The organism is Syntrophus buswellii, assembly GCF_046097065.1.
GTDB classification, from domain to species: Bacteria; Desulfobacterota; Syntrophia; order Syntrophales; family Syntrophaceae; genus Syntrophus; species Syntrophus buswellii.
In genome coordinates this window covers 1,897,884-1,919,968 of the sequence record NZ_CP175563.1, presented here as the reverse complement: position 1 = coordinate 1,919,968, position 22,085 = coordinate 1,897,884, and the positions used below count along the sequence as shown (strand labels likewise).

21 protein-coding genes are annotated in these 22,085 nt (G+C 53.6%); 9 read left to right on the top strand and 12 right to left on the bottom strand.

Translation table 11 applies throughout. The features are described from left to right. Positions 1-168 precede the first annotated feature (168 nt). From ACJ77P_RS08710 to ACJ77P_RS08700, 3 genes are all read right to left on the bottom strand, one after another. Complete coding sequence (locus tag ACJ77P_RS08710) at positions 169-456, bottom strand: Lpp/OprI family alanine-zipper lipoprotein (protein WP_367359003.1); 288 nt, start codon at positions 454-456, stop codon at positions 169-171. Positions 457-638: 182 nt separating this feature from the next. Continuing rightward, on the bottom strand, positions 639-1,958 hold the full coding sequence (locus ACJ77P_RS08705) for a L,D-transpeptidase family protein (protein WP_408998016.1): 1,320 nt from the start codon (positions 1,956-1,958) through the stop codon (positions 639-641). 104 nt (positions 1,959-2,062) lie between these two features. Further along, positions 2,063-3,025 (bottom strand): L,D-transpeptidase family protein, encoded by a 963-nt coding sequence (locus ACJ77P_RS08700; RefSeq protein ID WP_408998015.1) that lies wholly within the window; start codon positions 3,023-3,025, stop codon positions 2,063-2,065. Between the two features lie 437 nt (positions 3,026-3,462). Here ACJ77P_RS08700 and ACJ77P_RS08695 point away from each other — a divergent pair, with 437 nt between their 5' ends. Beyond that, entirely contained in the window at positions 3,463-4,599 is a 1,137-nt protein-coding gene (locus ACJ77P_RS08695) for an MFS transporter (RefSeq protein ID WP_367359006.1), read from the top strand. A gap of 17 nt (positions 4,600-4,616) precedes the next feature. Here the strand turns inward: ACJ77P_RS08695 and epsC are convergent, their stop codons facing one another. From epsC to ACJ77P_RS08680, 3 genes are all read right to left on the bottom strand, one after another. Further along, complete coding sequence (epsC, locus tag ACJ77P_RS08690; RefSeq protein WP_408998014.1) at positions 4,617-5,573, bottom strand: serine O-acetyltransferase EpsC; 957 nt, start codon at positions 5,571-5,573, stop codon at positions 4,617-4,619. 106 nt (positions 5,574-5,679) lie between these two features. After that, positions 5,680-6,492: an ATP-dependent sacrificial sulfur transferase LarE gene (larE, locus tag ACJ77P_RS08685; protein WP_408998013.1), complete on the bottom strand. Its 813-nt coding sequence runs from the start codon at positions 6,490-6,492 to the stop codon at positions 5,680-5,682. 25 nt (positions 6,493-6,517) lie between these two features. After that, a complete protein-coding gene (locus ACJ77P_RS08680; protein ID WP_367359009.1) occupies positions 6,518-8,407 on the bottom strand; it encodes an ATP-binding cassette domain-containing protein in 1,890 nt (629 codons plus the stop codon). Positions 8,408-8,595: 188 nt separating this feature from the next. On the opposite strand from ACJ77P_RS08680, the gene ACJ77P_RS08675 reads away from it, so the two are divergent. The 3 genes from ACJ77P_RS08675 (at position 8,596) to ACJ77P_RS08665 (ending at position 11,078) form a co-directional block, all read left to right on the top strand. Next, the gene (locus ACJ77P_RS08675) at positions 8,596-9,828 is read left to right on the top strand and encodes a DEAD/DEAH box helicase (RefSeq protein ID WP_367359010.1); all 1,233 of its coding nucleotides are present in this window, start codon (positions 8,596-8,598) and stop codon (positions 9,826-9,828) included. A 66-nt stretch (positions 9,829-9,894) separates the two neighbouring features. After that, positions 9,895-10,311 carry a nucleoside diphosphate kinase regulator gene (gene rnk / locus ACJ77P_RS08670; protein ID WP_367359011.1) on the top strand — a complete coding sequence of 139 codons (417 nt, stop codon included), beginning with the start codon at positions 9,895-9,897 and terminating at the stop codon, positions 10,309-10,311. Positions 10,312-10,583: 272 nt separating this feature from the next. After that, a complete protein-coding gene (locus ACJ77P_RS08665) occupies positions 10,584-11,078 on the top strand; it encodes a septal ring lytic transglycosylase RlpA family protein (protein ID WP_367359012.1) in 495 nt (164 codons plus the stop codon). Positions 11,079-11,159: 81 nt separating this feature from the next. Here the strand turns inward: ACJ77P_RS08665 and ACJ77P_RS08660 are convergent, their stop codons facing one another. Then, complete coding sequence (locus ACJ77P_RS08660; RefSeq protein WP_408998012.1) at positions 11,160-11,984, bottom strand: hypothetical protein; 825 nt, start codon at positions 11,982-11,984, stop codon at positions 11,160-11,162. A 377-nt stretch (positions 11,985-12,361) separates the two neighbouring features. Between ACJ77P_RS08660 and ACJ77P_RS08655 the strand changes: the two genes are divergently transcribed. Together ACJ77P_RS08655 and ACJ77P_RS08650 are read left to right on the top strand one after the other, a co-directional pair. After that, positions 12,362-13,009, top strand: a complete 648-nt coding sequence (locus ACJ77P_RS08655; RefSeq protein ID WP_367359014.1) for a transglutaminase-like cysteine peptidase — start codon at positions 12,362-12,364, stop codon at positions 13,007-13,009. A gap of 14 nt (positions 13,010-13,023) precedes the next feature. Then, positions 13,024-15,003 (top strand): EAL domain-containing protein, encoded by a 1,980-nt coding sequence (locus ACJ77P_RS08650; RefSeq protein ID WP_408998011.1) that lies wholly within the window; start codon positions 13,024-13,026, stop codon positions 15,001-15,003. Between the two features lie 46 nt (positions 15,004-15,049). On the opposite strand, the gene ACJ77P_RS08645 is transcribed toward ACJ77P_RS08650, so the two are convergent. Beyond that, positions 15,050-15,388: a hypothetical protein gene (locus ACJ77P_RS08645; protein WP_367359016.1), complete on the bottom strand. Its 339-nt coding sequence runs from the start codon at positions 15,386-15,388 to the stop codon at positions 15,050-15,052. A gap of 405 nt (positions 15,389-15,793) precedes the next feature. Between ACJ77P_RS08645 and ACJ77P_RS08640 the strand changes: the two genes are divergently transcribed. Further along, positions 15,794-16,162, top strand: coding sequence for a hypothetical protein (locus ACJ77P_RS08640; protein WP_367359017.1), 369 nt, complete (start codon positions 15,794-15,796; stop codon positions 16,160-16,162). A 149-nt stretch (positions 16,163-16,311) separates the two neighbouring features. Here ACJ77P_RS08640 and ACJ77P_RS08635 read toward each other — a convergent pair whose 3' ends face one another. After that, entirely contained in the window at positions 16,312-17,190 is an 879-nt protein-coding gene (locus ACJ77P_RS08635) for a L,D-transpeptidase family protein (protein WP_408998010.1), read from the bottom strand. Between the two features lie 165 nt (positions 17,191-17,355). Here ACJ77P_RS08635 and ACJ77P_RS08630 point away from each other — a divergent pair, with 165 nt between their 5' ends. Further along, complete coding sequence (locus tag ACJ77P_RS08630; RefSeq protein WP_367359019.1) at positions 17,356-18,075, top strand: murein L,D-transpeptidase family protein; 720 nt, start codon at positions 17,356-17,358, stop codon at positions 18,073-18,075. Between the two features lie 26 nt (positions 18,076-18,101). On the opposite strand, the gene ACJ77P_RS08625 is transcribed toward ACJ77P_RS08630, so the two are convergent. Beyond that, the gene (locus ACJ77P_RS08625) at positions 18,102-18,674 is read right to left on the bottom strand and encodes a TMEM165/GDT1 family protein (protein ID WP_367359020.1); all 573 of its coding nucleotides are present in this window, start codon (positions 18,672-18,674) and stop codon (positions 18,102-18,104) included. Positions 18,675-19,111: 437 nt separating this feature from the next. Here ACJ77P_RS08625 and ACJ77P_RS08620 point away from each other — a divergent pair, with 437 nt between their 5' ends. Next, positions 19,112-19,477 (top strand): hypothetical protein, encoded by a 366-nt coding sequence (locus ACJ77P_RS08620; RefSeq protein ID WP_408998009.1) that lies wholly within the window; start codon positions 19,112-19,114, stop codon positions 19,475-19,477. Positions 19,478-20,162: 685 nt separating this feature from the next. On the opposite strand, the gene ACJ77P_RS08615 is transcribed toward ACJ77P_RS08620, so the two are convergent. Both ACJ77P_RS08615 and ACJ77P_RS08610 read right to left on the bottom strand, forming a co-directional pair. Then, positions 20,163-20,507 (bottom strand): hypothetical protein, encoded by a 345-nt coding sequence (locus ACJ77P_RS08615; RefSeq protein ID WP_367359022.1) that lies wholly within the window; start codon positions 20,505-20,507, stop codon positions 20,163-20,165. A gap of 501 nt (positions 20,508-21,008) precedes the next feature. Further along, positions 21,009-22,076 (bottom strand): hypothetical protein, encoded by a 1,068-nt coding sequence (locus tag ACJ77P_RS08610; RefSeq protein WP_408998008.1) that lies wholly within the window; start codon positions 22,074-22,076, stop codon positions 21,009-21,011. Positions 22,077-22,085: the final 9 nt, after the last annotated feature.

Genomic DNA, 22,085 nt, shown 5'->3' with positions numbered 1-22,085 from the left:
TCGGAGATGAGATTACTCCAGTTTCCTGACAGGGGAAAAAGCGGGAGCTGAATATCCCTCTTCCTGAGAGGAGATGTCGGCAACTTCAGTTCTTCAGTGGTGTCTGGGCCTTGAGGCTCAGACACCACTTTTTCTGAAGCAAGGGTTACATTCTCCAGCAGAATCAACTTACTTTTTCATGGATTTTTCGAAAACGGCATCGGCCTTTTTTGCCTTTTCCTCGGCGATCCTGGCCTTTTCCTCGGCGATCCTCGCCCGCTCTTCGGCCCGAGCCGCGGCATCGGCTGCCTTCACTGCGGCCTCTTTGGCATCCTGAGAATCCTTCAATGCCTGATCGGCTTTCATATTAATCTGCTGTTCATCGGCCTGTAATTTCTGAAGGTCAGCCTTCGTTGCGCAACCCACCAGAGTGGCGAGAACAAACAGAATGGAAATCACCCAAAGACTCTTCTTCATCTTCCTGTATCACCTCCTTTCTATAGAAGCTTGCCTATTTTTCAGCACATGCTGAAATTTCTTGCCCGTGATCAGTCCTTCTTGCCCTTTTCCCCCCGCTAAAATTTCTTTTTGTAGGCGTTTAAGTTGAGGGTACTTTAAGATATTTTAGGTGATAATACAAACGTAAAAAAGGGGATCGGCTATCTTTTGCTGGGAGGTTCAATCAAAATGCCTTCCATCTCCAGATCTGTTTTCAAACGTCTGACGGCAAGTTCAGCCGTGCCGAGGTTTTCGAACGGGCCGGCAATGACCCGGTAGCGATTTCCCTTCAGCAGCACCCTCGCCGGGATCGGCGGCCCCTGGTGATTGATGATGGCGGCAGCCCTCTCCGCATCCGTCTTGTCGCCCATCTCAGCAGCCAGAACATACCAGGCGTCCATCTTCAACTCCGGTATTTCCGGCCTGCCGTATAATCTGCCTGGATGCCGGAGTTCTATAACCCTCTCGGCTCCTGTCCCGCTTTTCTGCTGGAACCGGGATACGGCTACTGGGATTCCCCTGCCCTCGGCCAGAACGTTCTCAACTTTTTTCCAGTCAATTCTGTGAGCCGATTTCTTTTCCATAGCCCTCAATTTTGCGTAGATCGTTTTTAACTCAATCGCATCGGAGTCTCCGGAAGAGCCATGGGCTTCCAGGTAAATGACGCCGTTTCGCTGGCCGGTGAGATATGCCTGACGCATGATATTCACAGGGGTGTCGACCGGAGTCTCGTCGTAGAGCTTCTTCACGTCTTCCGGGTAGAGTCGAATGCAGCCATTGGTTGCATTGAGACCGATGCTCGCCGGTTTATTCGTTCCGTGGATCAGATAGGTGGGCTCATCCAGGTATAAAGCATATTCGCCCAGGGGGTTGTCAGGCCCCGGCGGAACTTTTGCGGGCAGGGGGTCCCCTTTCTTTCGATGATCCTCTGCAATGGAGGCGGGCACATACCAAGTCGGCCGGAACATCTTGCGGCTGACATGCATCTGGCCTCTGGGGGTTGGACGTTCAGCGGAACCGATACCGACTGGATAGGTATGAACGGACACCGACTTGCCGTTTTCCTTGAATTGAAAGAGCCTCATGGAGGCTAAGTTGATCACAATCCCCGTTCTGGGGTGGTCCGGCAGGATAAAGCTCATGGGAAGTAAAATGCGCTCCCCGGCAGCAGGAACCCACAGATCTGCCCCGGGATTGGCTGAACTGATTTGATTGATGCCCAGACCGAAGTGCCTCGCAATATCCGGCAGAGTATCGCCTTTTTCGAGCCGAAGAAATGCCAGCCGGCCAATGACATCATCGCCTTTATCAACGGAAAATTTGTTGCGCTCGATTTTTTCTGCCGGGGAGCTTGGGAAGGGATGGGGGTTCGCATTCAAGATCCTTCGCGGTGCGCATCCAGAAAGCACCAGGATGAGGATCAACAGGACAAGGTGGCGGAGAATGTCGGATAAAATGGTCTTTTCAAGTATTCTGCACATCAATCAGACAACGTTTAATCAGAACGAATTAAGCTTTTTTGAAAAAATATCCCGGATCGGTCAGGGCCCGAGGAGGCTCTGCCTTGCGAGGACGAAGCGGACTCTTATGGCCTTATGTCAACCGTAGTTCCATTTGGCACCAGCCTGGCGATTTCTTCGATCTCTTCATCTGTTACGGCAATACAGCCGTTCGTCCAGTCAAATCCTCTGTGAAAATCACCAATCCATGAGAATCCATTCTTAATGCCGTGAATCATGATGTTTCCGCCTGGAGAAACCCCCATTTTTTTTGCTCGATTTTTGTCTCTCTCGTTTGGATAGGAAATATGAAGCGACAGATGATACTTGCTGTCCCGGTTACGTGAATCGATGATGTAGGTTCCCTCCGGGGTTTTGTTGTCGCCCTCCCTTTCTTTCGGACCATTCGGGTCCTTTCCCAGGGCGATCTTGTAGGTCTTCAACACCTGGTCCTTTGAAATCAGCATCAACAGTCGTTCTTTCTTTAAAACCAGGATTCTGTCAGCCGGGCCGGTCCGTGTGATCAAGGCCTTCTTTTCGAGGGCTTCAATCCTTTTTTTCAGTAGAATAACCTCGTTCCCCTTGCTTTGCAGCTCTTTCCCGACTGTCTCAATCTGCTTTTCCTGCGCGGTCATCCTGTTCTCTTTGTTCATGGCATCCTTGACCAGGGATGTCAGCGCCATACTGTTCTGCCGATATCTGCTCTCCGGGTAATCCTTCAGGAGCTTCTGAAAGCATTCCAGGGATTTCTCATAATCTTTCTGCTTGTTTTCAGGATGGGCGTAAATCACACCCATCTCGAAGAGAACCCTGTCTGCCGACTCGGGATAATCGCTCATCATCTGTTCATATTTGTTTAGAGATGCCCGGTAGTTTCCCTGATTGAAGAAATCATTGGCTTCCCGGAGGTTCGACTTGAACAGGAAGCCCTCATAAGAGGGGGTGCACCCAACGATGAGAAACGGCAGGATGAAGGCCATAAAACAGGAAAGAAGCGCCTTGATCCTGCTTTGTTCTCCGTCCGGCCGGATGCGGGGAATTTTTGTCATAAGCTCTTGAATCAATCCTTTCCCAAGGGTCCTTAAAGCGGTGTCAATTTCAAGCCTCGGGGCGCATAACTCTTTTGAAATTCATTGCTTTATAGGGGAACGATCGGCGACGTCCTTCCGGTTCTGCTCAGGGGGATCTCGTTAACCCGAGGATACCAAAAAAAGGAAGCCTTCGTCTGCAGTCATCCGGATCTCAGGACTAGCGTCTTGATCCACATGCGGTTTGTGTCTTGACATGTTCAGATGACTGGATCGCCGTTGCTCCAACGGCAGGTTGTTCATAGCACAATTAAGAGAGAATAACTACTGTGAGAATAGCGCTCGAACATCTTCACTTTAAAAGACATTGACAAGCAGCCATAAATCTGTTCAGCATCGCCAGGCTTTTGCTGCGGATCGGCCAGCCGGATTAAACATTCTACAATACCGGGGCGCTTATGGAACTCTTCAAGGAAAAACCGATGTACACCTACCTGATGGTCCTGGTGATATGCGCCAGTGCCGGGTTGCAGGGATGGATGGCCCTGTTCACGAATTTTGCCAAGGAAGTGGTGGGAGTGAACGGCTTTCAGATCGGCGTGGCTCAAGCGGTTCGTGAAATCCCCGGATTTCTGACCTTTATGGTCATGTACGTCCTGTTGATCATGAAGGAGCATCGCTTGTCGGCCTGGTCCGTGGTTCTTCTGGGGATCGGAATCGGGGCGACCGGTTATTTTCCAACGTTCCCCGGGATGCTGATGGTAACGGTGATCATGTCGGTTGGCTTTCATTTTTTTGAAACGACGAACAAATCCCTGACGGTTCAGTATTTTGACAGGAGGGATGCGCCCGTTGTCTTTGCCCGGTTGCGTGGGTATGGGGCCCTTGCGAATATTGCCGTCGGGACGATTGTCTGGGGCCTTTCCTTTCTTCTGCCCTATCATCTGAATTTTCTGCTTCTGGGGATCTTTATTTCATCTGCCGGAATTTATATGCTGTCGAAAAATCCCGTTCAGGAGCATGGACTGCAACGGCAGAACAAACTCGTCCTCCGCAGGAAATACTGGCTGTACTATGTCCTGAACTTTCTCAGTGGCGCCCGGAGGCAGATTTTCATTGTCTTTGCCGTCTTCCTTCTCGTCGAAAAATACCGGCTGAGCGTCAGCACCATTGCCGGCATCTATGTCCTGAATTATACTCTGACGTACCTGACCAACCGGTACATCTCCCGGGCCATCAACGTTTACGGCGAGCGGGTGGTCCTCTCCCTGGAGAGCGCCAGCCTCTTTATTCTTTTTCTGGGTTATGCCTTGATCGAAAATGCATGGGTGGCCGTTGTCCTCTACATTCTGGACAGCATCTTCTTCAATTTCGCCATCGGATTGAACACCTATCTCCAGAAAACGGCCGATCCGGGGGATCTGGCGCAAAGCACCGCCATCGGCTTCACGATCAACCATATCTCCGCCGTGGTTATTCCCCTGTTAGGAGGCAGCCTGTGGCTGCTGAACTGGAAGCTTCCCTTCATCATAGGCGCCGGCCTGACCCTTGTTTCGCTGTACTTCACCCAGAAGATAAAAATGCCGCTGCATTGACGAACCGTTTCCCTTTCTCACTTGAAGTGCAGCCGCGGCTCTTCCATGATAACCCGGGTGTCCGGTGGGACGGATTCCGTGATCCAGACATTGCCGCCAATGGTCGACCGGGCGCCGATGGTGGTGTCTCCGCCGAGAATCGTCGCTCCCGAATAGAGGATGACGTCATCTTCGATGGTGGGGTGGCGCTTTTTCCCCCTCCATTGCTCTCCTGCGTCCTTGGGAAGCGAAAGGGCCCCCAGCGTAACCCCCTGGTAGATGCGCACCCCTTTCCCGATCTCCGTGGTCTCACCGATGACGACGCCCGTGCCGTGGTCGATAAAGAAACTTTCGCCGCTGGTAGCGCCTGGATGAATGTCGATGCCGGTGATGCTGTGGGCGTATTCCGTCATCATCCGGGGCAGCAGGGGGATTTCCTGTTTGTAAAGCTGGTGGGCGATCCGATAGATGCTGATGGCTAAAATTCCGGGATAACTGAAAATAATTTCGTCCGAACTGCCTGCGGCGGGATCCCCCTCGTAGGCGGCCATCACATCGGTCGAAAGTATTTTCTGCAGACCGGGGATGCTGAGCAGCAGAGTCACCGCTTCCTGATAGCCCTTTTCTTCGCATCCCACACAGGGAAGGCTGTATCGGAAACATTGATGCCGGAAGCTGTGCGTTATCTGCCTGGCCAGCAATTCAAAAAGGACCGTGACCATGGACCCGATTTCATAATTCAGATTGACCGGATCGATATTCTCCCGGGAGAAATACCCGGGAAAGAGAAGCTGGTGCGTGCGGCTCAGGATTTCCTTGACGGCCTGCCTGGAGGGGATCCGTTCCGGGCTGATATGGGATAAACGGGTCTCTTTCTGGCAGGAGTCCACAATGGAATCGATGATCTGCGGGAGGGTTTCGCGGTAACGGGACCGTGATGTCGCGTCGGCCTTGCACGTTTTTGTTTCCTGCTCCAGATTTCCGGGTCCTTCCATGTTCATAACCTCCTGGTACTTGGGATTTTCAATTGGGTTCCGGAATGCTCTCCCGATGGAAAGAGCATTTGTTTACCCTGGATTTCAGATGATGGACCGAATGCCATTACCCCATAAGCGTATCCGGCAACACGGTGTTCATACTTCCGGAACGGAATCCGTCGAGATCGATGGCGACATAGGGAAAGCCGAACTTGTGCACCGTGGCGGCAATCAACTCCCTGAGGTTCCAGGCCCTTTCCAGTTCAGCCTTTCCGAACTCCAACCGTGCCACGGGAAAGTGGTCCCGAACCCTGATTTCCAGAAACCCCAGCGAGAGGAGAAAACTCTCCGTCTGATCGATTCTGGCCAGGGCTTCCACCGTAATGGCCCGGCCATAGGGTATCCGGGACGCCAGGCAGGCGTAAGCCGGTTTGCACCAGGTGGGAAGATTTTCCCTTCTTGACCATTCTCGGATCTCCGTTTTGGATAACCCCACTTCCTGCAGAGGGCTTCGGACATTCATCTCCCGAGCGGCACGGTGGCCGGGACGGTAATCCGCCAGGTCATCATAATTGTCGCCGGCGAGAAGAACGGAAAAATTTTCTTCTTCCGAGATGCTCTTCAATTCCCGAAATAAGGTCAGCTTGCAGAAATAACAACGTTCCGGCGGGTTGCGGATGAAATGGGCCTCTGCAAATTCTTGAGTGAAGATGACCTGATGACGGAATCCAAACTGAGCAGCCAGTTCCTTTGCTGCAACGAGTTCAGATTCCGGATGAACGGGGGAAGCGGCCGTGACCGCCAGGAAGCGGTTTCCCAGTATCCGGTGGGCGATGACGGCCAGCAGGGTGCTGTCGACTCCGCCGGAAAACGCCAGGACGGCGCTCGGGAAGGTTGATATCAGGTTCTGGAGGGCATCGAGTTTTTGTTCGCTCATGGTCCTGTTCTCCTGCTGCGTGCTTTTATGATACAAAATCTTCCAGTTCCTCCCAGCGCTGATAGGCCTGTTCCAGCTCCCGCTCCAGAGCCTCCAGCCGCGCGTTGGTTCCGGCCACCGCGGTGGAATCACCCCTGGCGTAGAATTGAGGCGAACTCAGGATGGCGTAAATCCCCGCCTTCTCTTGTTCCAGGGCCTCGATTCGCCGGGGCAGAGCCTCCAACTCCCGCGTCTCTTTGTAGGATAGTTTCCGCTGTTCCGGAACCCTCTTCTCCCGTCCAGGTTTTTCCGCCCTGTCCGGCGTCTCCCGGCTGGCTGGGGCGGGCCTCTGGCGAAGCCAGTCGTCATATCCGCCCACATATTCCTCCAGGCGTCCGTTCCCTGCGAAAACAAGGGTGGACGTGGCGACGTTGTTCAGAAAGGCGCGGTCATGGCTGACCAGCAGGATCGTTCCGCCGTAATTGAGAAGCCTCTCCTCCAGAAGCTCCAGAGTTTCTGAATCAAGGTCATTGGTGGGTTCGTCAAGGACCAGGACATTGGACGGGACACTGAAGAGTTTGGCCAGGAGAAGGCGGTTGCGCTCACCGCCGGAAAGGGATCGGACAGGCGACAGGATCCGTTCAGGCGGGAAAAGGAAATCCTGAAGATACCCGACAACATGCCGCGGCGCAGCTCCCGTGAAGACCGTTTCGTTGCCGCCGGCGATATTATCTTTGAGGGTGCGCTCTTCGTCCAATTGAGCCCGGAGCTGATCGAAGTAGGCGACCTCCAGGCCGGCGCCGAGGCGCAGCCGGCCGTGCTGAGGCGTCAGCTCTCCCAGGAGGATCTTGAGCAGCGTTGTTTTTCCCGATCCGTTGGGGCCGAGAATGCCCACCTTGTCGCCGCGCAGGACGGTGGTGGAAAAGTTCCGGATAATAACCCGGTCGCCGAAGGAAAAATCGATCCCTTCGGCATGGACGACGAGCTTTCCGCTGCGCTGCGCCTCCGAAATGGCCATCCGCGCGGTTTCCGCCCGTTCCCTGCGCAGGGCCCGTTCGCGGCGCAGCTGCTCCAGAGCCCTCAGCCTGCCTTCGTTCCGGGTGCGGCGGGCCTTGATCCCCTGACGCAGCCAGATTTCCTCCTTTGCGAGCTTCCGGTCGAAGTCCTGCCAGGCCTTCTCTTCCGCGTCCAGCATGGCCTGCCGGCGTTCGAGATAGGCATCGTAAGGGCAATCGAAGGAAAGAAGCCGGCCCCGGTCCACCTCCACAATGCGGGTTGCCAGCTTCTGAAGAAAGGCACGGTCATGGGTCACAAAGATGACCGTCCGGCTGAACTTGAGTAGAAACTCTTCCAGCCGGAGGATGGTGTCAATGTCCAGATGATTGGTGGGTTCATCCAGCAGGAGAAGGTCCGGATCAGCCGCCAGGGCCCTGGCCAGAAAGACCCGGCGTTTCAGTCCTGCCGATAGGGTGCGAAATTCGATGTTTTCGCCGATGCCGCTCTGGGAAATCAGATTTTCGACCCGCTGGTGAAAATGCCAGGCACCGGATGTCTCCATGATGTGCTGAACCCGTTCGAGCTTTTTCAGAGAATCCAGGTCTGCGTTTTGAGAAAGACGGCCCGTCAATTCGTGATATTGCCTCAGCAGCTCCAGGTGTTCCGGTGCACCGGAGGAAACGATCTCGTAGACCGTACCCGGCAGATCGTCGGGGACATCCTGCGGAAGCAGGGCAATCCGGGCGTCGGGGCTTTTAACGACCTCTCCTTCATCAGGGGGGAGGTCCCCGTTCAGCATGTTCAGAAGGGTTGATTTTCCGGCTGCGTTGCGGCCCACCAGTCCGATGCGCTCACCCTCCTCGATCCGGAGTGTTGCTCCTTCCAGGAGAAGAGGCCCTCCGAGGCTCAGGGTGACATCATGAATCCATACGAATGCCATCGCCAGTTCCTGTATCCCTTCTGCCGAAATCTCCGCTCTGTCCCGGAAATTTCGTGGCTGAGGGGAAAAAAGATTTTACCTGCCGCAAAAGAGGCGGATTTCTCCACTTCCTCTTTGAAACATTGAAATTGCTTTTATCGGGTTTCAAAGGTATTTACCATGACGTATCGGGAAAGAGTAGGGGAATCATGAAATTTGAGAAATACGCCATCTCCGAGGCGATCAAGAAGAATCTTGCCCAGCTCGGCTTCAAGAGGCCGACGGACATCCAGTTTAAATCCATTCCGCCGATTCTCAAGGGGGAGGATGTCCTGGCCATAGCGCAGACGGGAACAGGGAAGACGGCCGCTTTCGCCATCCCCATGATTGACAGAATTCACCGGAAAAAAGGCCGTCAGCGGGTTTTCGGCATCACGTGCATCGTTCTGGTGCCCACCAGGGAACTGGCCCTGCAGATTGGCGGGGTATTTGCCGCGCTGTCGAAGCACACACGGGTGAAATCTTATCCCGTGATCGGCGGCGTCGAGCAGGATGCTCAGATTGCACGGCTCCAGGATGGGATCGACGTGCTGATTGCCACCCCGGGGCGGATGTTCGATCTCATCCACCAGGGATTCATCCGGCTGGATTCCCTGGAGACCCTGATTCTGGATGAAGCGGATCATATGCTGGATCTGGGATTTATCAAGGACATTCAGGCCGTCAAAAGAATGCTCCATCGAAAACATCAGACACTGTTCTTTTCGGCAACCATCAATCCGGAGATCAAGAAACTCGCTTTTTCCCAGGTAAAAAGTACGGCGATCCGTATTTCGATATCCCCCGACGATCCCGTGGCCGCCAATGTCTCACATGCGGTCCTCTTTGTGGAGATGGATGACAAGCGGTTCTTCCTGGAGCGCTTCATCAAGGAGCACTGGGACAGCAAGATCCTGGTCTTTGTCCGGACCCGGGTGCGGGCGGAGCGGGTTGCCAAAGCCATGGAACGGGTAGGGATTGAGGCTCTCACCATTCATGGCGAAAAGGACCAGGAAGAACGATCCCTTGTGCTCAGCAGGTTCAAGGAGGGGACAGTCAATCTTCTCATTGCAACGGATGTCAGCGCGCGCGGCATTGATATCCCGGATGTCAACTACGTGATCAACTATGATCTGCCGGATAAGGCGGAAAATTACGTCCACCGGGTGGGAAGAACAGGGCGGGGTTCCCACAAGGGGGTTGCCCTTTCCTTCTGCAGCACGGAAGAGAAAGAGCGCCTGGAGGAAATCCGGCAGTTCCTGAACAGGGAGATTGAGGTTGTCAAGATCGGGAAAAACGATTACGATTTCACCTTGACCCTCTCCAGCAGGAAAACCGGTGCCGAGGCGCTGATCGAAGAGCACGAAGCCTGGATCAGGTCCAGGAGGAGAAAGAAATCCTGAATGATCAGGACGCGGTATGACTGAAGCGGTTGATCTGACGAACGTATCCATGAGGAGGAGAAGATCATGTCTGACAGAGAGATCTATATTACAAAATTTGACCTGGAGCGATTGTGGAGCCTGATTGATGAAATCCGCCAGCACGACGACAAGAGGAAGGCAAACCTTGATATGCTTGAAAAGGAGCTGGACCGGGGGCTTGTCGTCGAACCGGACGAAATCCCGAAGGATGTCATTACGATGAATTCCAGGATCGTTTTTACGGACCTGGATTCCGGGGCAACCATGACGGTCTCGCTGGTCTTTCCTTCCGATGCGAATTTTGAAAAGAAAAGAATCTCCATCCTGTCTCCCATTGGAACGGCGCTGCTTGGATATCGTGTGGGGGATACCGTTGAGTGGAATGTTCCTTCCGGAACGAAGCGTCTGAGGGTGGATAACGTCGTCTACCAGCCGGAGGCAGCCGGTGATTATCACCTGTAGGGAACGAGGAAGTCGGTTCCCGGGAAATTCCTGCCAAATCCCAAGAAGCGGGTTATCGGCCGTTTGAAGAAATTTGACGTTCCGGCCGATTGAAATCCGAGAACGTCAGCGGCTTTCCGGGTAACCCCCGTTCTGAGGCTTTGATTTCAATCGGTGGGGGAGAATGGACCGACGGAATCAGGCCCGCTTTTTTCATATAGGAAAAATGTCTTTTGAAGGGTAACTGGAGAAGAATGACCGGACCGCGGACGGCAAGAACCCGAGGATAAAGAATGGAGCATGAAACCGGCAGCAACAAGGAGTTCACCATGCATTTCAGGGAGCATCATCGGAAGGCCGCTTGCTGGGCGTTTGCCTGTTTGCTGGGCCTTCTGGTCACGGTAAGACCCGTTTCTGCAGACACATCCCTGCAGCGGGAATTGATTGAAAGCGAGCAGCATGAAACGATCGAACCGGAGAAACGCAAAGGGGTTCTGGGAAAGGCCCACTACTATAACAAAAGCTTCCGGAACAAAAGAACCAGTTCCGGTGCGCTCTACAATCCCGAGAAACTGACGGCGGCCCATCCGACGCTGCCTCTGGGTTCCCGGGTCAAGGTCTTAAATCTCGACAACCAAAAGTCCGTCATCGTAACGGTCAATGACCGCTGCCGAAACCACGGGTATGAGTTGATCGATTTGTCCCATGCAGCGGCGCGTGAACTGGGTTTTCTTGGCAGGGGGACGGCTATGGTCAGGATCACGAAACTCGACGAGGCCGCGCAGTAGGAATCCGGATTTTTCTGTCGTGGCAGCGGCGGAACTGAATTTTCAGGAGCACGATTTCCCGCTCCTTGTGAAATGGAAATCCTATTTCCTGAACCTTCTTTTGATCCCGGTTAGTGCGAGGAGACCGGTACCCAGCAGAAGGATCGGAGCAACAATGGGTACGGGCCTGGGTGGCTTGGGAGGGGGCTCCTTGGGTTCCTCCGGGTGGTCGTGGGATGGCGGATGCGGCCGGTCGTCTGGAGTGTGATGCGGAATGATCACAGGCGGGACCACAATTCTGGAATCGGCCAATGTTCTCCCGATCAGCTCTTCAGGGATAAGCGTTTCGGCCGGTTCCGGAGGCGCCGGATAGGTGTTGACATTCAGGGGCTGTGGACCGGCAGCGGGTTCTGCCTCCAACTCGGGTTCCGCATAGGCGGGAGGGGCGGCTGCGTAACTGTTGCAGCACATCGTTCTGACGGTTGTATCGCCGTCGGTGATATATCCGTCGCCGGCCGGCAGCGTGATCGGCATCTTTTTTCGAAAGATCGTATCGTCTTTCCTGTAATATACGTAGGCCCGCGTGGCTTTGTCCAGTCTGCCCATTTTCGCGTTTTCCCATTTGAATCCCGTAAAGTGCGTTTTCAGCACCGGGTCGCTGAGCACCGCCTTGCGGAAATCGTCAAGGGAATGAATGGAGTTCTTTTTACATAGCCCGTACCACTTTCCATTTCCTTCAAAGCTGGCATCTTCAAACTCCTGCCTGGCCGATTCTTTTTGAAGGCCTTCGGTCTGTTTGACGGCTCCGGGGGCAGGGGGCTGTTTCTGCTCCTTTGCCGGGGAGTAAAGGAAAACCGCCAGGATGGCCAGGATCAGGATGAAAACGATGGCGGCAACATTTCGTCTGCGGCGGTTGAGCTGGTTCATAACTCTCTGCTCCCATCCCCAAGGAATATCAGCTCGATGTCTTTGTGTCGGTCATCGGCTGAATCTCCGGTTTTAGAATCCGGGAATGTTAGGGATGATCTTCAGGAAGTTGATGCAATTAAAGCGCCACTCCTTGAATATTCCCTCCGGCGGTGGAAGTAATTGTAATTATTTTGGTTATCTTTCTTTGTTGACACATGAAAAGACGGGTTTTATACTGACACCGTCAAAAATAATGTCTTACCGAACCTCGATGAAATAAGTTATCGAACTTTCCTCCATGTGCCATTCCGGGAGGAACAGGCGCCTGGAGTCGACCCATTCCAACGCCAATAGTCATAAAGATGACGCCGGCCACAACTATGAAGAAAGCGGGATTGATCATATGGATTCTTGGCGTTCTCTTCGGTCTCGCCTTTGTCAAAACCGGTATGGCGGCTGACAGATTTCATATCGATGAGGAGGTCTTGAAAAAAGCGGAAGAACGGTTCGGCAGAGCGGCTCCGGGCCGGTTGATCGCCTGGGAACATCTCGTCCGTCAAGGGAGGACTCAGTCGGACCTGGAGACGCTTGACAGGGTCAATTCGTTCTTTAACAGCACCGTTTCCTATGCCGAAGATCTTCATCTCTGGGGTGTGAATGATTACTGGGCGACGCCGGTGGAATTGCTCAGCCTGGGGGCAGGGGATTGTGAAGATTACGCCATTGCCAAATATTTTACTCTGAAGGCCATGGGAATCTCGGAAGAAAAGCTGAACATTGCCTATGTTAAAGCCCTGGAGATCAACAGGCCACACATGGTCCTTACCTATTACCGTGACCCAGGGGAAGAACCCCTTATCCTCGATAATCTCATCAACGCCATCAAGCCTTCTTCACAGCGGGGCGATTTATCGCCCATATTCAGTTTCAACGGTTCCGGTCTCTGGATGGCCCAGCAACGGGGGCGGGGCAGCATAACCGCCAGCAGCCGGCTCAGAAAATGGAGAGATCTCCTTACGCGAATGTCGGATCACAAAATCTGAACGAGGGGTTAAGAATGACACTCTTTAAGCAGCTCATCCTCTTCACCTTGATGCTGTTCCTGATTCTGTTTACGGGAACATTGCTTCTCAGCTTCAACAATACCCGTTCTTTTCTGCTCAATCAGCTTGAATCCCATGCGCAGGATACGGCGACATCTCTGGGGCTGGCGATTTCACAACGGGCCGTCGAAGAGGACCGGGCCAGTTTAGAAAGCATGATCAACGCCGTCTTCGATCGGGGATATTACCAGACCATCCGGTACGTCAACGTGGAGGGAAAGGTCGTCGTGGAGCGTCAGCTTGCCGTGACGTTCGAGGATGTGCCATCCTGGTTCATTGCCCTGGCCCCCCTCGATCCCCCCGAGGCAAGTGCGAATGTCATGGCCGGCTGGCGGCAGGGGGGAAAGATTTATGTAAGGAGCCACCCGGGATTTGCCTACTCTGCCCTGTGGAAAGACAGTGCGAGAATGACCCTCTGGTTTCTTTCCTGCGCCGTGTTCGTGTTTCTCGTGGGAGGGCTCGGATTGCGGCTGCTTCTGAGGCCGCTGGCGCTCGTGCAGCGCCAGGCTGACGCGATCTGCAGGAAGGAGTATGAAAGTCAGGAACCTCTGCCGCGGACAAGGGAACTCCGCCAGGTGGTTATCGCCATGAACCGGATGACCTTCAAGGTGAAGGAGATGTTCGAGGAGCAGGCCGCCTTTGCGGAGGGGTTCCGGGAGCATGCCTATTTCGATTCCCTGACGGGGCTGGGAAATCGCCGCTACTTCGAAATGCAGATGCGGTCCAGGCAGGAAGAGCGTGAAGGAGCCGGAGGCGGCCTTCTCCTGCTTGTCCAGATCCGCGATCTGCAGCGCCTCAACCGGCAGCGAGGCCTTCAGGCCGGAGACGAGCTGTTGAAAGCGGCCGCGTTCATCCTCCGGGACCTCGCGCAGTCCTGTTCCAATCCTGTCCTTGCACGGCTTACGGGAGGGGATTTTGCCGCCTTTCTGCCCGATTCGCTGTCCTGGGAGGCTCCGAAGATTGCGGAGAAGACGGCGAATGCCTTAAGCCGCCTTGCCGAGAGGAAGCTATCGGCGACGGAGAATGTGGCCAATATCGGCGCCGTGACCTATGACACCCCCACGGCCCTTGGCAGCCTGTTGTCGGAGGCCGACCTGGCCTTGAGGACGGCGCAGCAGAAGGGGCCAAATGCCTGGCATATCCGGGGAATTACGGAAGAGACGGAAAAATTGCCCGCCGGAGAGCAGCAATGGAGGCGCACACTGGAAGACGTGTTGCAGGCGCGGAGAATCCGGTTCGATGCTCAAGCTGTAGTGAGAACGGCAGTCCGGAATGACTGCATGCATCTGGAAGTCTTCTCGAGGATCGTTCGAGGAGAGGACGGCGTGGAATTTCGTGCGGAGCTCTTTCTGCCCTTTGCGGAGCGCCTGGGGCTTGTTTCTCTCCTGGATCGCATTGTCCTGGAAGAGGCGATGCGCCTCGATCGGCAGAAACTCGGCGTTGACGCCGTGGCCGTGAACATTTCCCCTGCCTCCCTTCATGACGATGACTTCCGCAGCTGGCTGCATTCCGCCCTGAGGGACCTGCCTCCGTCGGCTCCGCGCCTTGTCTTTGAATTCGCCGAATCCGCGGCCATCCGAAGCCTTGATTCCGTCAGGCAGTTTCGGGAGCATATCCGGCAGTGGGGGCACGCCGTGGCCTTGGACCATTACGGGCAGAGTCTCTCCAGGCTGGGCTATCTGCAGCTCCTGCGTCCCGATTATGTGAAGGTTGACCGGGCGTACACGGAAGCGCTGAAGGATTCGGCGGGCGACAGCCGATTCTACATCGGGTCGCTCTGCAGTGTTGCCCACAGCATCGATGTCCTGGTGATAGCGGAGGGTGTGGAGACGGAGGAGCAGATTGATATGCTCAAAACACTGAATATCGACGGGTTGCAGGGGTATGCCATCGATCGTCCGAAGCCGATGGCAGGGAATTCAGCGGGAAGCTGAATCTTATCCTGAAAAGAAAAAGCTATTCCTCACCGCAGAATCGATTTCAGGGATTCAACCCCCGTTTTTTCAATTCCAGCCGGACATCGATCCTGCGTTTTCTGAGCTCATCGGCCGTATAACCCAGGGAGCCTGTTCCGATTCCGAGACCTATGCCGCTGTGATGACCGAATGTTCCTATTCCGAACCCGACTTCCGGACCCTGCGGCATTTCCTGACGCTGGATCTCATCGTCCAGGCGATAGAAGTAGCGGAGAAGATCCTCATTTCCCATTTTCATATAATCCTCGGCAAGGAGTTCCTGAGTCCGCGTCGAGCATGCGGTTGCAATCAGCGCTGCCGCCATCAAAAAAAGAAAAAAAACGACGTTTCTCTTTCCGTTCATTGTTCATCCTCTGTGAATTTGAGCCCCGGGCCTGTCCCTATAGAGCTTCCGGAGCGGTTCTTCACTTCAATATGATCTTTTGACCCCGTAATGTAAACAGATTTATTCTTCATTTTTCAATCGCTGAGGATCGGGTTCTCTGTAAGGATAAGAGCGGGGATAAAGAAACCGGGTCCCGAAAGAAGGACGTGCCACCCTGCGCCATCACAGGGGCCGTTGAAATCGGAAGATCCTGCCGGGGAAGGAGTCGGGGTTGAAGGGAACGAGAGCGATAGAGACCCGGTTGGACGGGCGATTTCTGGTCACAAGTTTCAAGCCGCACAGGCAAAAGGCATTTTATGGGTTGAAACTCTTCATCTTTGGCATTAAGCTGCAGTATATTTCAGGCGGAAGGGAGGTGAAGAAATGAGAAAATCCATTGTTTTCATGCTATTGATGAGCCTTGTGCTGGTCATCTCCTATGGCTGTGCATCCAAGGATTATGTCAGGCAGCAGACCGATCCCCTGGCGGACAGAATCTCCAAGCTGGAAGCCGCATCCAGGGATTCCTCAACGCAGTTGGGAGAGAGGGTCACGAAACTTGAGGCCGGCTGCAGCGCAGCCAAGGCTGAAGCGGACAAAGCGGCGAGAGATGCGGCAGAGGCTCTGCAAACGGCTAAGGAGAGCCGCAATCAGGGTGACATCGCTGCGGACAGGGCCGAGGCTGCGGCAAGAAGGTCGGAGGCTGCTGCAAAGAAAGCCGAAAAGGCTTTTGAACTGCACCAGAGAAAATAGGCAATTCTTGCGGGGGCCGGACTCCTGTGCCAGGATGCAGGAGCGGCCCCGGCAAGAATCAAAACTCGTCTTCAAGAAACGCAACGTCCCGTGTTTCCCATGGCCGGCTTAGATCCCCGCTTTTCATTCCGGTAAGCCGCATTCCGGAATTACTGGGTTATATCGGTCGGCATCCCGTCTTTCTTTTCAAAGGCATTCCGCAATTTCGAAACATCCGTCCTTCCAAGAAGACCTCTTCGGATCAGCAATGCCGCGGCATCAGCCAGGGTCGTTTCAACGTACGGATCGTTGTGCACCTCCAGATAAAGCCTGCCGCCGTGGACGCCCACTTTGACAGGCTGGCGCACGATGATCGTGCGGACACCGTTTGGCACCAGCGTGTAAAGAATCGGAATGTCCTCAGGATAAAGCCTTATGCAGCCGTGACTGGCCATTCTGCCGATGGCAAAAGGCTTGTCTGTACCGTGAATGAGGATGCTTTGGTCGGACAGCCTCAGGGCGTGAGTGCCCAGCGGATTGTCGGGTCCCGGAGGCACCACCGGCGGTAGTTCAGGCTTTTCAAGCCGGATGGATTCGGGAACATGCCAGGGCGGATTGGCGATCTTCTCGATCACCTTGAATTCCCCCACGGGCGTGTCGTGGCCTTCTCTGCCGATGCCGATAGGGAACGTTTCCAGGAATCGTGACCCCCCGGATTCAAAAAAGTAATACAGGCGATACTCGGAAAGATTGATGAGAATCTGTTCCGACATCTCCATGTCGGGCAGGATCCACATGGTAGGAATCCTCACCGGTGTTCCCTCGCCGGGTACAAAAGGGTCCACTCCTGGATTCGCCTCGGTGATTTCATTGTACCCCAGTTCGAATTTCCTGGCGATTTCAATCAGGGATTCTCCCCGTTCAACGCTGTAAGTCCTGATGGCCCCAACAACCGTGTCCGACGGCGCCAGGGAAAAAAATTCTCCCTGGGCCACGGCGGGGGGCAGAAACAGAGCCAGAAGTAAAAAGAAGAAAAATAATCTTGTCATAAAGGCTATAAATCACTATTAAGAGCGTAATCTTTACTTTTTGAAGACCTGATGTCAGTTTGGAACATCTTTGGCAAGAGCCATTGGAGGACAGGGGCGGCTGTCCGGGATTAAATTTCAATGGAGCATACATGAATCATGCTGAATTGTAAACGTACAGGATGCATGGCACTTTACGCTGTTGCGGTTTGGCTTTGCGTTATGGTTTCCGGATGTGGCTGCGAAGCCGCTGTTACCGGTCCTCAGGAAGGTGCCCTTTACGAGGAATTCGGAGTGGAGAGGGTGCTCAGTACGATCGGTCCGAGGGCCGAGGCCCGAATAAAACCCTTTTTCGATCGGACCGGTGTCCCATACCCCTCTTTCCGTCTCAGTTTTGTTGTCGTGAAAGAAGAAATGGTCCTTGAGGTCTGGGCTGAAAATGAAGGCAAATGGACCCATGTACGCGACTATGAAATCCTGGCTGCAAGCGGCTGGCATGGCCCCAAACTGAGAAGGGGAGACCGCCAGGTTCCCGAGGGCATCTATCAGATCATCGCCCTGAATCCGGCCAGCCAGTTTCATCTGTCCATGAAAATCAATTATCCCAATGATTATGACCTTCAGAGGGCTCGTGATGAAAACAGATCCAATCTGGGAGGTGATATATTCATTCACGGAAAGGATAAATCCCATGGGTGCCTTGCCGTTGGCGATACCGCCATTGAGGAGCTGTTCGTCCTTGTCGCAAAGACAGGTCCGAACAATGTCAATGTGATCATCACCCCCCATGATATGCGGAAGTACGGACCCAACCCCGGCAGAGTGTCCGATCCCTCCTGGGTGCCCGATCTGTATAATACGATCTGGCGGGAGCTTTCAAAATTCAAAACCAGGCAGGGCGCCTGATTGAAGATTCCACGGCTTCGGGAAGATCAATACCGCATCCCTGCTGCCGGAGCAAGCAGGGCAAGAATACCCAGGATCACAAACAGCGCCGCCGCCACCCAGCGCATGATCTTCATGTTGATTCGATGAGCGAGTGACTCTCCGATCAGGACTGCTGGGATGTTGGCGATCATCATTCCTGTCGTTGTTCCAAGCACAACGGCGACCAGTGAGTCGTAGCGGGCAGCCAGGGCAATCGTGGCAAGCTGGGTCTTATCGCCCATCTCCACCAGGAAAAAGGCGATCAGGGTTGTAAAAAAGACCCCGGCGCCCTTGAGATTTCGATTTTCTTCCAACCTGTCGGGTACGAGCGCCCAGGCTCCGAACCCGAAAAAAGAAAGGGCGACAATCCATCTCAAAATATCGGGAGACACAAGACTTGAAAGCCAGGATCCCAAGGCACCTGCGGCGAAGTGATTCGCCAGGGTTGCGAAGAGAATGCCGAGGATGATCGGCAGCCTGCTCCTGAATTTTGCCGCCAGGACAAAAGAAAGGAGCTGAGTCTTGTCGCCCATTTCAGCAATGGCAACAATGGCAGTGGACCAGAAGAGGGTCTCCAAAATCTTTCTCCTTCTTTGGAAGAATAAGCCTTTAAAGGAAGAGGGGGATCACGTCAGTCTTTTAAGGGATCTTCGTAGAAGCTTTTGAGTCGTTCTAAACGGTGCCTTTACCACTCCCGTATATGCGAAGTCAATGCATCTGTGAGCTGAGCATTTTGAAAAAAGGAAAGGGGATGTCCTTATCCAGAGGGATCTATGGTTGAGATATTATGCCATCCACGGAAAGCCAAGGGTAAATGGATAAATCAAACATCAGCCTGTCGTGTCGGAAAAAATTTTCAACGGTCATCCTGTACAAAATCAGGAATTAACTTTCCCTTCATTAAAACGAATCCGGAGAGATTAACTGAAAAACAATGCTGCAAAGAGGCTCAAAGTGATAGTACTAATTTCCCGGCATGGCATAACCGCTTGGCCGCTCCCATTCGGAAAAACATATGAACAGAAAAAAGAATCCTCTTAACATATTTTTAGCGATGTGTGGTTTTCTCGCCTTTTTTGTGATTTCGCCACATAATATCCCTCATGCCAAGTCTGCATACATGAGCCTGACTCATGACGTCGTGCCGCCGGACTCGGACATCGTACCGCCGGACCAGGACGTCATCCCACCGAAGTCGGACGCCATCCTGCCAGAGGAAGACATCATGCCACCAGACGAGGATGTCATGCCGCCAGACGAGGATGTCATGCCGCCAGACGAGGATGTCATGCCGCCAGACGAGGAGGTCATGCCGCCAGACGAGGAGGTCATGCCGCCCAACTCGGACGTCCTACCCCCGGACCAGGGTCAGGACAGTTGAAGCTCGGGAAGATTTTCTGCGAAATGACAGCAGCTTAAATGTTCTTAAGAATGGGGCAGGATCGGGTTGCCGTCAACTCAAGTCTTGTTGAAAACATGTAAGCCCAGAATTGATGGATCTGCATCAAAGCCGAAATTCCCTCACGGATAATTTTGATGAATGTTTCATTCCGCCAATGGAGGTGGCGGATTTGGGGAAACTCTTCCTGCCAGTGGTCTTTTAGCTCAATGCGTTCTTTCTGTGTTGCGGTTGGATGATGTTCTGACTTCCTAGGTGGGTATTCCTAAATTGGGGTCTGTCCTGGAAAAATTGATGACTTCGCGGGGGGCTGTTTCTCCCCTTTTTATCGCCAAGGCCCTGAATAGTTCAATCAGGGCCTTGGCTGGGAAGCATCCTGGTTCCTGGAGGTAAGGGGTTAGAGACATGATCGGCACTACCCGTCTGTTTTTCCGCTGCTGAATGCCGGGTTGTCCTCGCCATGAAAGGCTTGATTCCCTCCTTTGGTTCAGGAAGGCTCGTTTTTCGTCAGCAGATCTGCGACTAGCGGATCTTTCTGTCATGTCGGGGCCTCTGATTTTGTCGAAACATATACGCAATCGCCGGACGCAGAACCCGTTGGAGAAAGAATAGGTCCTTTTTCATAATACCATCTGTTCACAGGACAATCGAAGCGACAGAATTACCGTTAATAATTCATCAAAATATACAGCGTTGTGGCGGTTCCCGCACTTCTTATCGTACCTGATGCTGGGCAGCTGGCAGCACTGCCGACCACTCTCACAGTTTGATGACCGCCCCTGGCTGACGATGCTGCACTTGCCATTCCGCTATAGCTGTTGGGAATCCAGTACCTGTAAACATAAGTAGAGACAGAACCTGTATTGGAGGGCGCAACATCGATATATTGTCCACCTGAGGTGGCAATGGTATGTTTTATTGTCCCGATTATGGTGCAAGTAGCCCCCGCACCAAACGAAAGGCTCAGTACAACGGCTGCAGCAACCAGCAAAACGATCAGACTTTTCTTCATGATGACCTCTCCTTTATTTTTGATTTAAATGTTTTTTCAATGGATGTCCTTAAATGAACCTGTTTGTATCCGCCTTTATTTTACAGAAGCGGAGTTCAAGAGCTTGTCGCCCTTGATGCTATTTTCCCCAAGGGCGACGGTCTAACGGTAATTTAAGGCACTCCCTGATCATGTTGCTCACACTCACTCCGGTTCAAGGCCGATAATAGATCTTGTGCTCGAAAACGACAGGAATGTCTCGGCGTTCATTATTAGGCAACAACTAAGCAATCTTTACAGAACGACTTTCCCACCATGGTAGTATACTATTCTGTTAAAACCGCACTGTCAACGATATTTGTTTTCGAGACAGAAGGCTGGAATCTTAGACGCGAATGCGGGCTTTTAGCCTTTCTGTGGGTTAATTGATCAGATGATACCAGGGCTGAAAATCTTGACGAACGTTACCGATGTATCGAAAGAAAGACCGTATGAAGAACGTCTTTGATCTGACGCCTCAATTCATAGCTGCTCAACGGTCTCTCTGAGTTTTCCGCTTTCGAGAAGCTCCAGAAACTGCTCGCCAAGGGACTCAGAAAGTCTCACCGTTTCCTGCCAATAGCGGACCCGCCTTTCCGGGTCATCGGCGAACGTCCGGAAATCGTCCCTGTCCGGTATTTTGCCGAAGGGGAGCCGTTCCACAAATTCGTCGCTGAGAAAGACCAGCAGGGTATGATCGAGGACGTCGGCGGGTGTGCTGCGGTACGTGAGCCGCTTGTCGAACCATCCTGGAATGATGCGGCCCTGGTAGTGGAAAAACAGGGTCACTTCGTCGTCCCTCTCGGCGAAATCGTGGGTCTGGTGATAATCCACCAGGCCGCCGTCACGATAGATTCCCCGCGGCGCGCCATAAATGTCTCGAATTCCGGCCACGGCAAGGGGAACGGCACCGGAGGCAAGAACCGCCTGCTTGAAATTCGCCTGATTCAAGGGAACGAAAGAGCCGTGAAAAGAGCGGTGGAAGCTGAAGCGGGGGCGTGTCGGTCCGCTGAAAAATACCACCCGTTCGAGGAATGAAGAGAGACGGGAGCGGTTCAGGGCGTTCAAGAGAAAGCACAGAAGCAGTCCCGACGACTGTATCCAGATGGTTTCGGAGGCAACCAGATGTCTCGATCGGGCTGTTACGACCGCCAGCCGGTATTGTTTGGAAGCCAGGGCGAAGGGGAGGGCGTCGTCTTCAAGATAGGCGTTCACCACATCAATCAACTTGTCCATGACCGTCCGGGCGGAATCCTCGCGGCTGAAGGACATCCGGATGTAGGCATCCATGAGTTTCCGGTAGCTTTTTTCGGCTTCGGGCTGCAGCCAGGCCGCGAAACGCCAAGCCCCGGAAGAGGAGCCGATCAGCTGGATCGGCCTTTTCCGCCCCAGAAAGCCCGCCTTGAGAAGGGTCAGATCGAAGCCCGTTGCAACAAGCCATCGCGGACCCGCCGCCGGAGCAAAAAAGGTCGATACCTGGTCCAGGGAAAACCCGCCATCGCGAATCAACTCGTAGGTTTTCCGGCCTGCTTTGATGCGGATGCTGTTCATGGTTCTGCT

Excerpts from the sequence above, each read along its gene's own strand:
- ACJ77P_RS08710 (WP_367359003.1), bottom strand. The coding sequence starts at position 456 with ATGAAGAAGAGTCTTTGGGTGATTTCCATTCTGTTTGTTCTCGCCACT.
- ACJ77P_RS08705 (WP_408998016.1), bottom strand. The coding sequence starts at position 1,958 with ATGTGCAGAATACTTGAAAAGACCATTTTATCCGACATTCTCCGCCAC.
- ACJ77P_RS08700 (WP_408998015.1), bottom strand. The coding sequence starts at position 3,025 with ATGACAAAAATTCCCCGCATCCGGCCGGACGGAGAACAAAGCAGGATC.
- ACJ77P_RS08695 (WP_367359006.1), top strand. The coding sequence starts at position 3,463 with ATGGAACTCTTCAAGGAAAAACCGATGTACACCTACCTGATGGTCCTG.
- epsC (WP_408998014.1), bottom strand. The coding sequence starts at position 5,573 with ATGGAAGGACCCGGAAATCTGGAGCAGGAAACAAAAACGTGCAAGGCC.
- larE (WP_408998013.1), bottom strand. The coding sequence starts at position 6,492 with ATGAGCGAACAAAAACTCGATGCCCTCCAGAACCTGATATCAACCTTC.
- ACJ77P_RS08680 (WP_367359009.1), bottom strand. The coding sequence starts at position 8,407 with ATGGCATTCGTATGGATTCATGATGTCACCCTGAGCCTCGGAGGGCCT.
- ACJ77P_RS08675 (WP_367359010.1), top strand. The coding sequence starts at position 8,596 with ATGAAATTTGAGAAATACGCCATCTCCGAGGCGATCAAGAAGAATCTT.
- rnk (WP_367359011.1), top strand. The coding sequence starts at position 9,895 with ATGTCTGACAGAGAGATCTATATTACAAAATTTGACCTGGAGCGATTG.
- ACJ77P_RS08665 (WP_367359012.1), top strand. The coding sequence starts at position 10,584 with ATGGAGCATGAAACCGGCAGCAACAAGGAGTTCACCATGCATTTCAGG.
- ACJ77P_RS08660 (WP_408998012.1), bottom strand. The coding sequence starts at position 11,984 with ATGAACCAGCTCAACCGCCGCAGACGAAATGTTGCCGCCATCGTTTTC.
- ACJ77P_RS08650 (WP_408998011.1), top strand. The coding sequence starts at position 13,024 with ATGACACTCTTTAAGCAGCTCATCCTCTTCACCTTGATGCTGTTCCTG.
- ACJ77P_RS08645 (WP_367359016.1), bottom strand. The coding sequence starts at position 15,388 with ATGAACGGAAAGAGAAACGTCGTTTTTTTTCTTTTTTTGATGGCGGCA.
- ACJ77P_RS08640 (WP_367359017.1), top strand. The coding sequence starts at position 15,794 with ATGAGAAAATCCATTGTTTTCATGCTATTGATGAGCCTTGTGCTGGTC.
- ACJ77P_RS08635 (WP_408998010.1), bottom strand. The coding sequence starts at position 17,190 with ATGACAAGATTATTTTTCTTCTTTTTACTTCTGGCTCTGTTTCTGCCC.
- ACJ77P_RS08630 (WP_367359019.1), top strand. The coding sequence starts at position 17,356 with ATGGCACTTTACGCTGTTGCGGTTTGGCTTTGCGTTATGGTTTCCGGA.
- ACJ77P_RS08620 (WP_408998009.1), top strand. The coding sequence starts at position 19,112 with ATGAACAGAAAAAAGAATCCTCTTAACATATTTTTAGCGATGTGTGGT.
- ACJ77P_RS08615 (WP_367359022.1), bottom strand. The coding sequence starts at position 20,507 with ATGAAGAAAAGTCTGATCGTTTTGCTGGTTGCTGCAGCCGTTGTACTG.
- ACJ77P_RS08610 (WP_408998008.1), bottom strand. The coding sequence starts at position 22,076 with ATGAACAGCATCCGCATCAAAGCAGGCCGGAAAACCTACGAGTTGATT.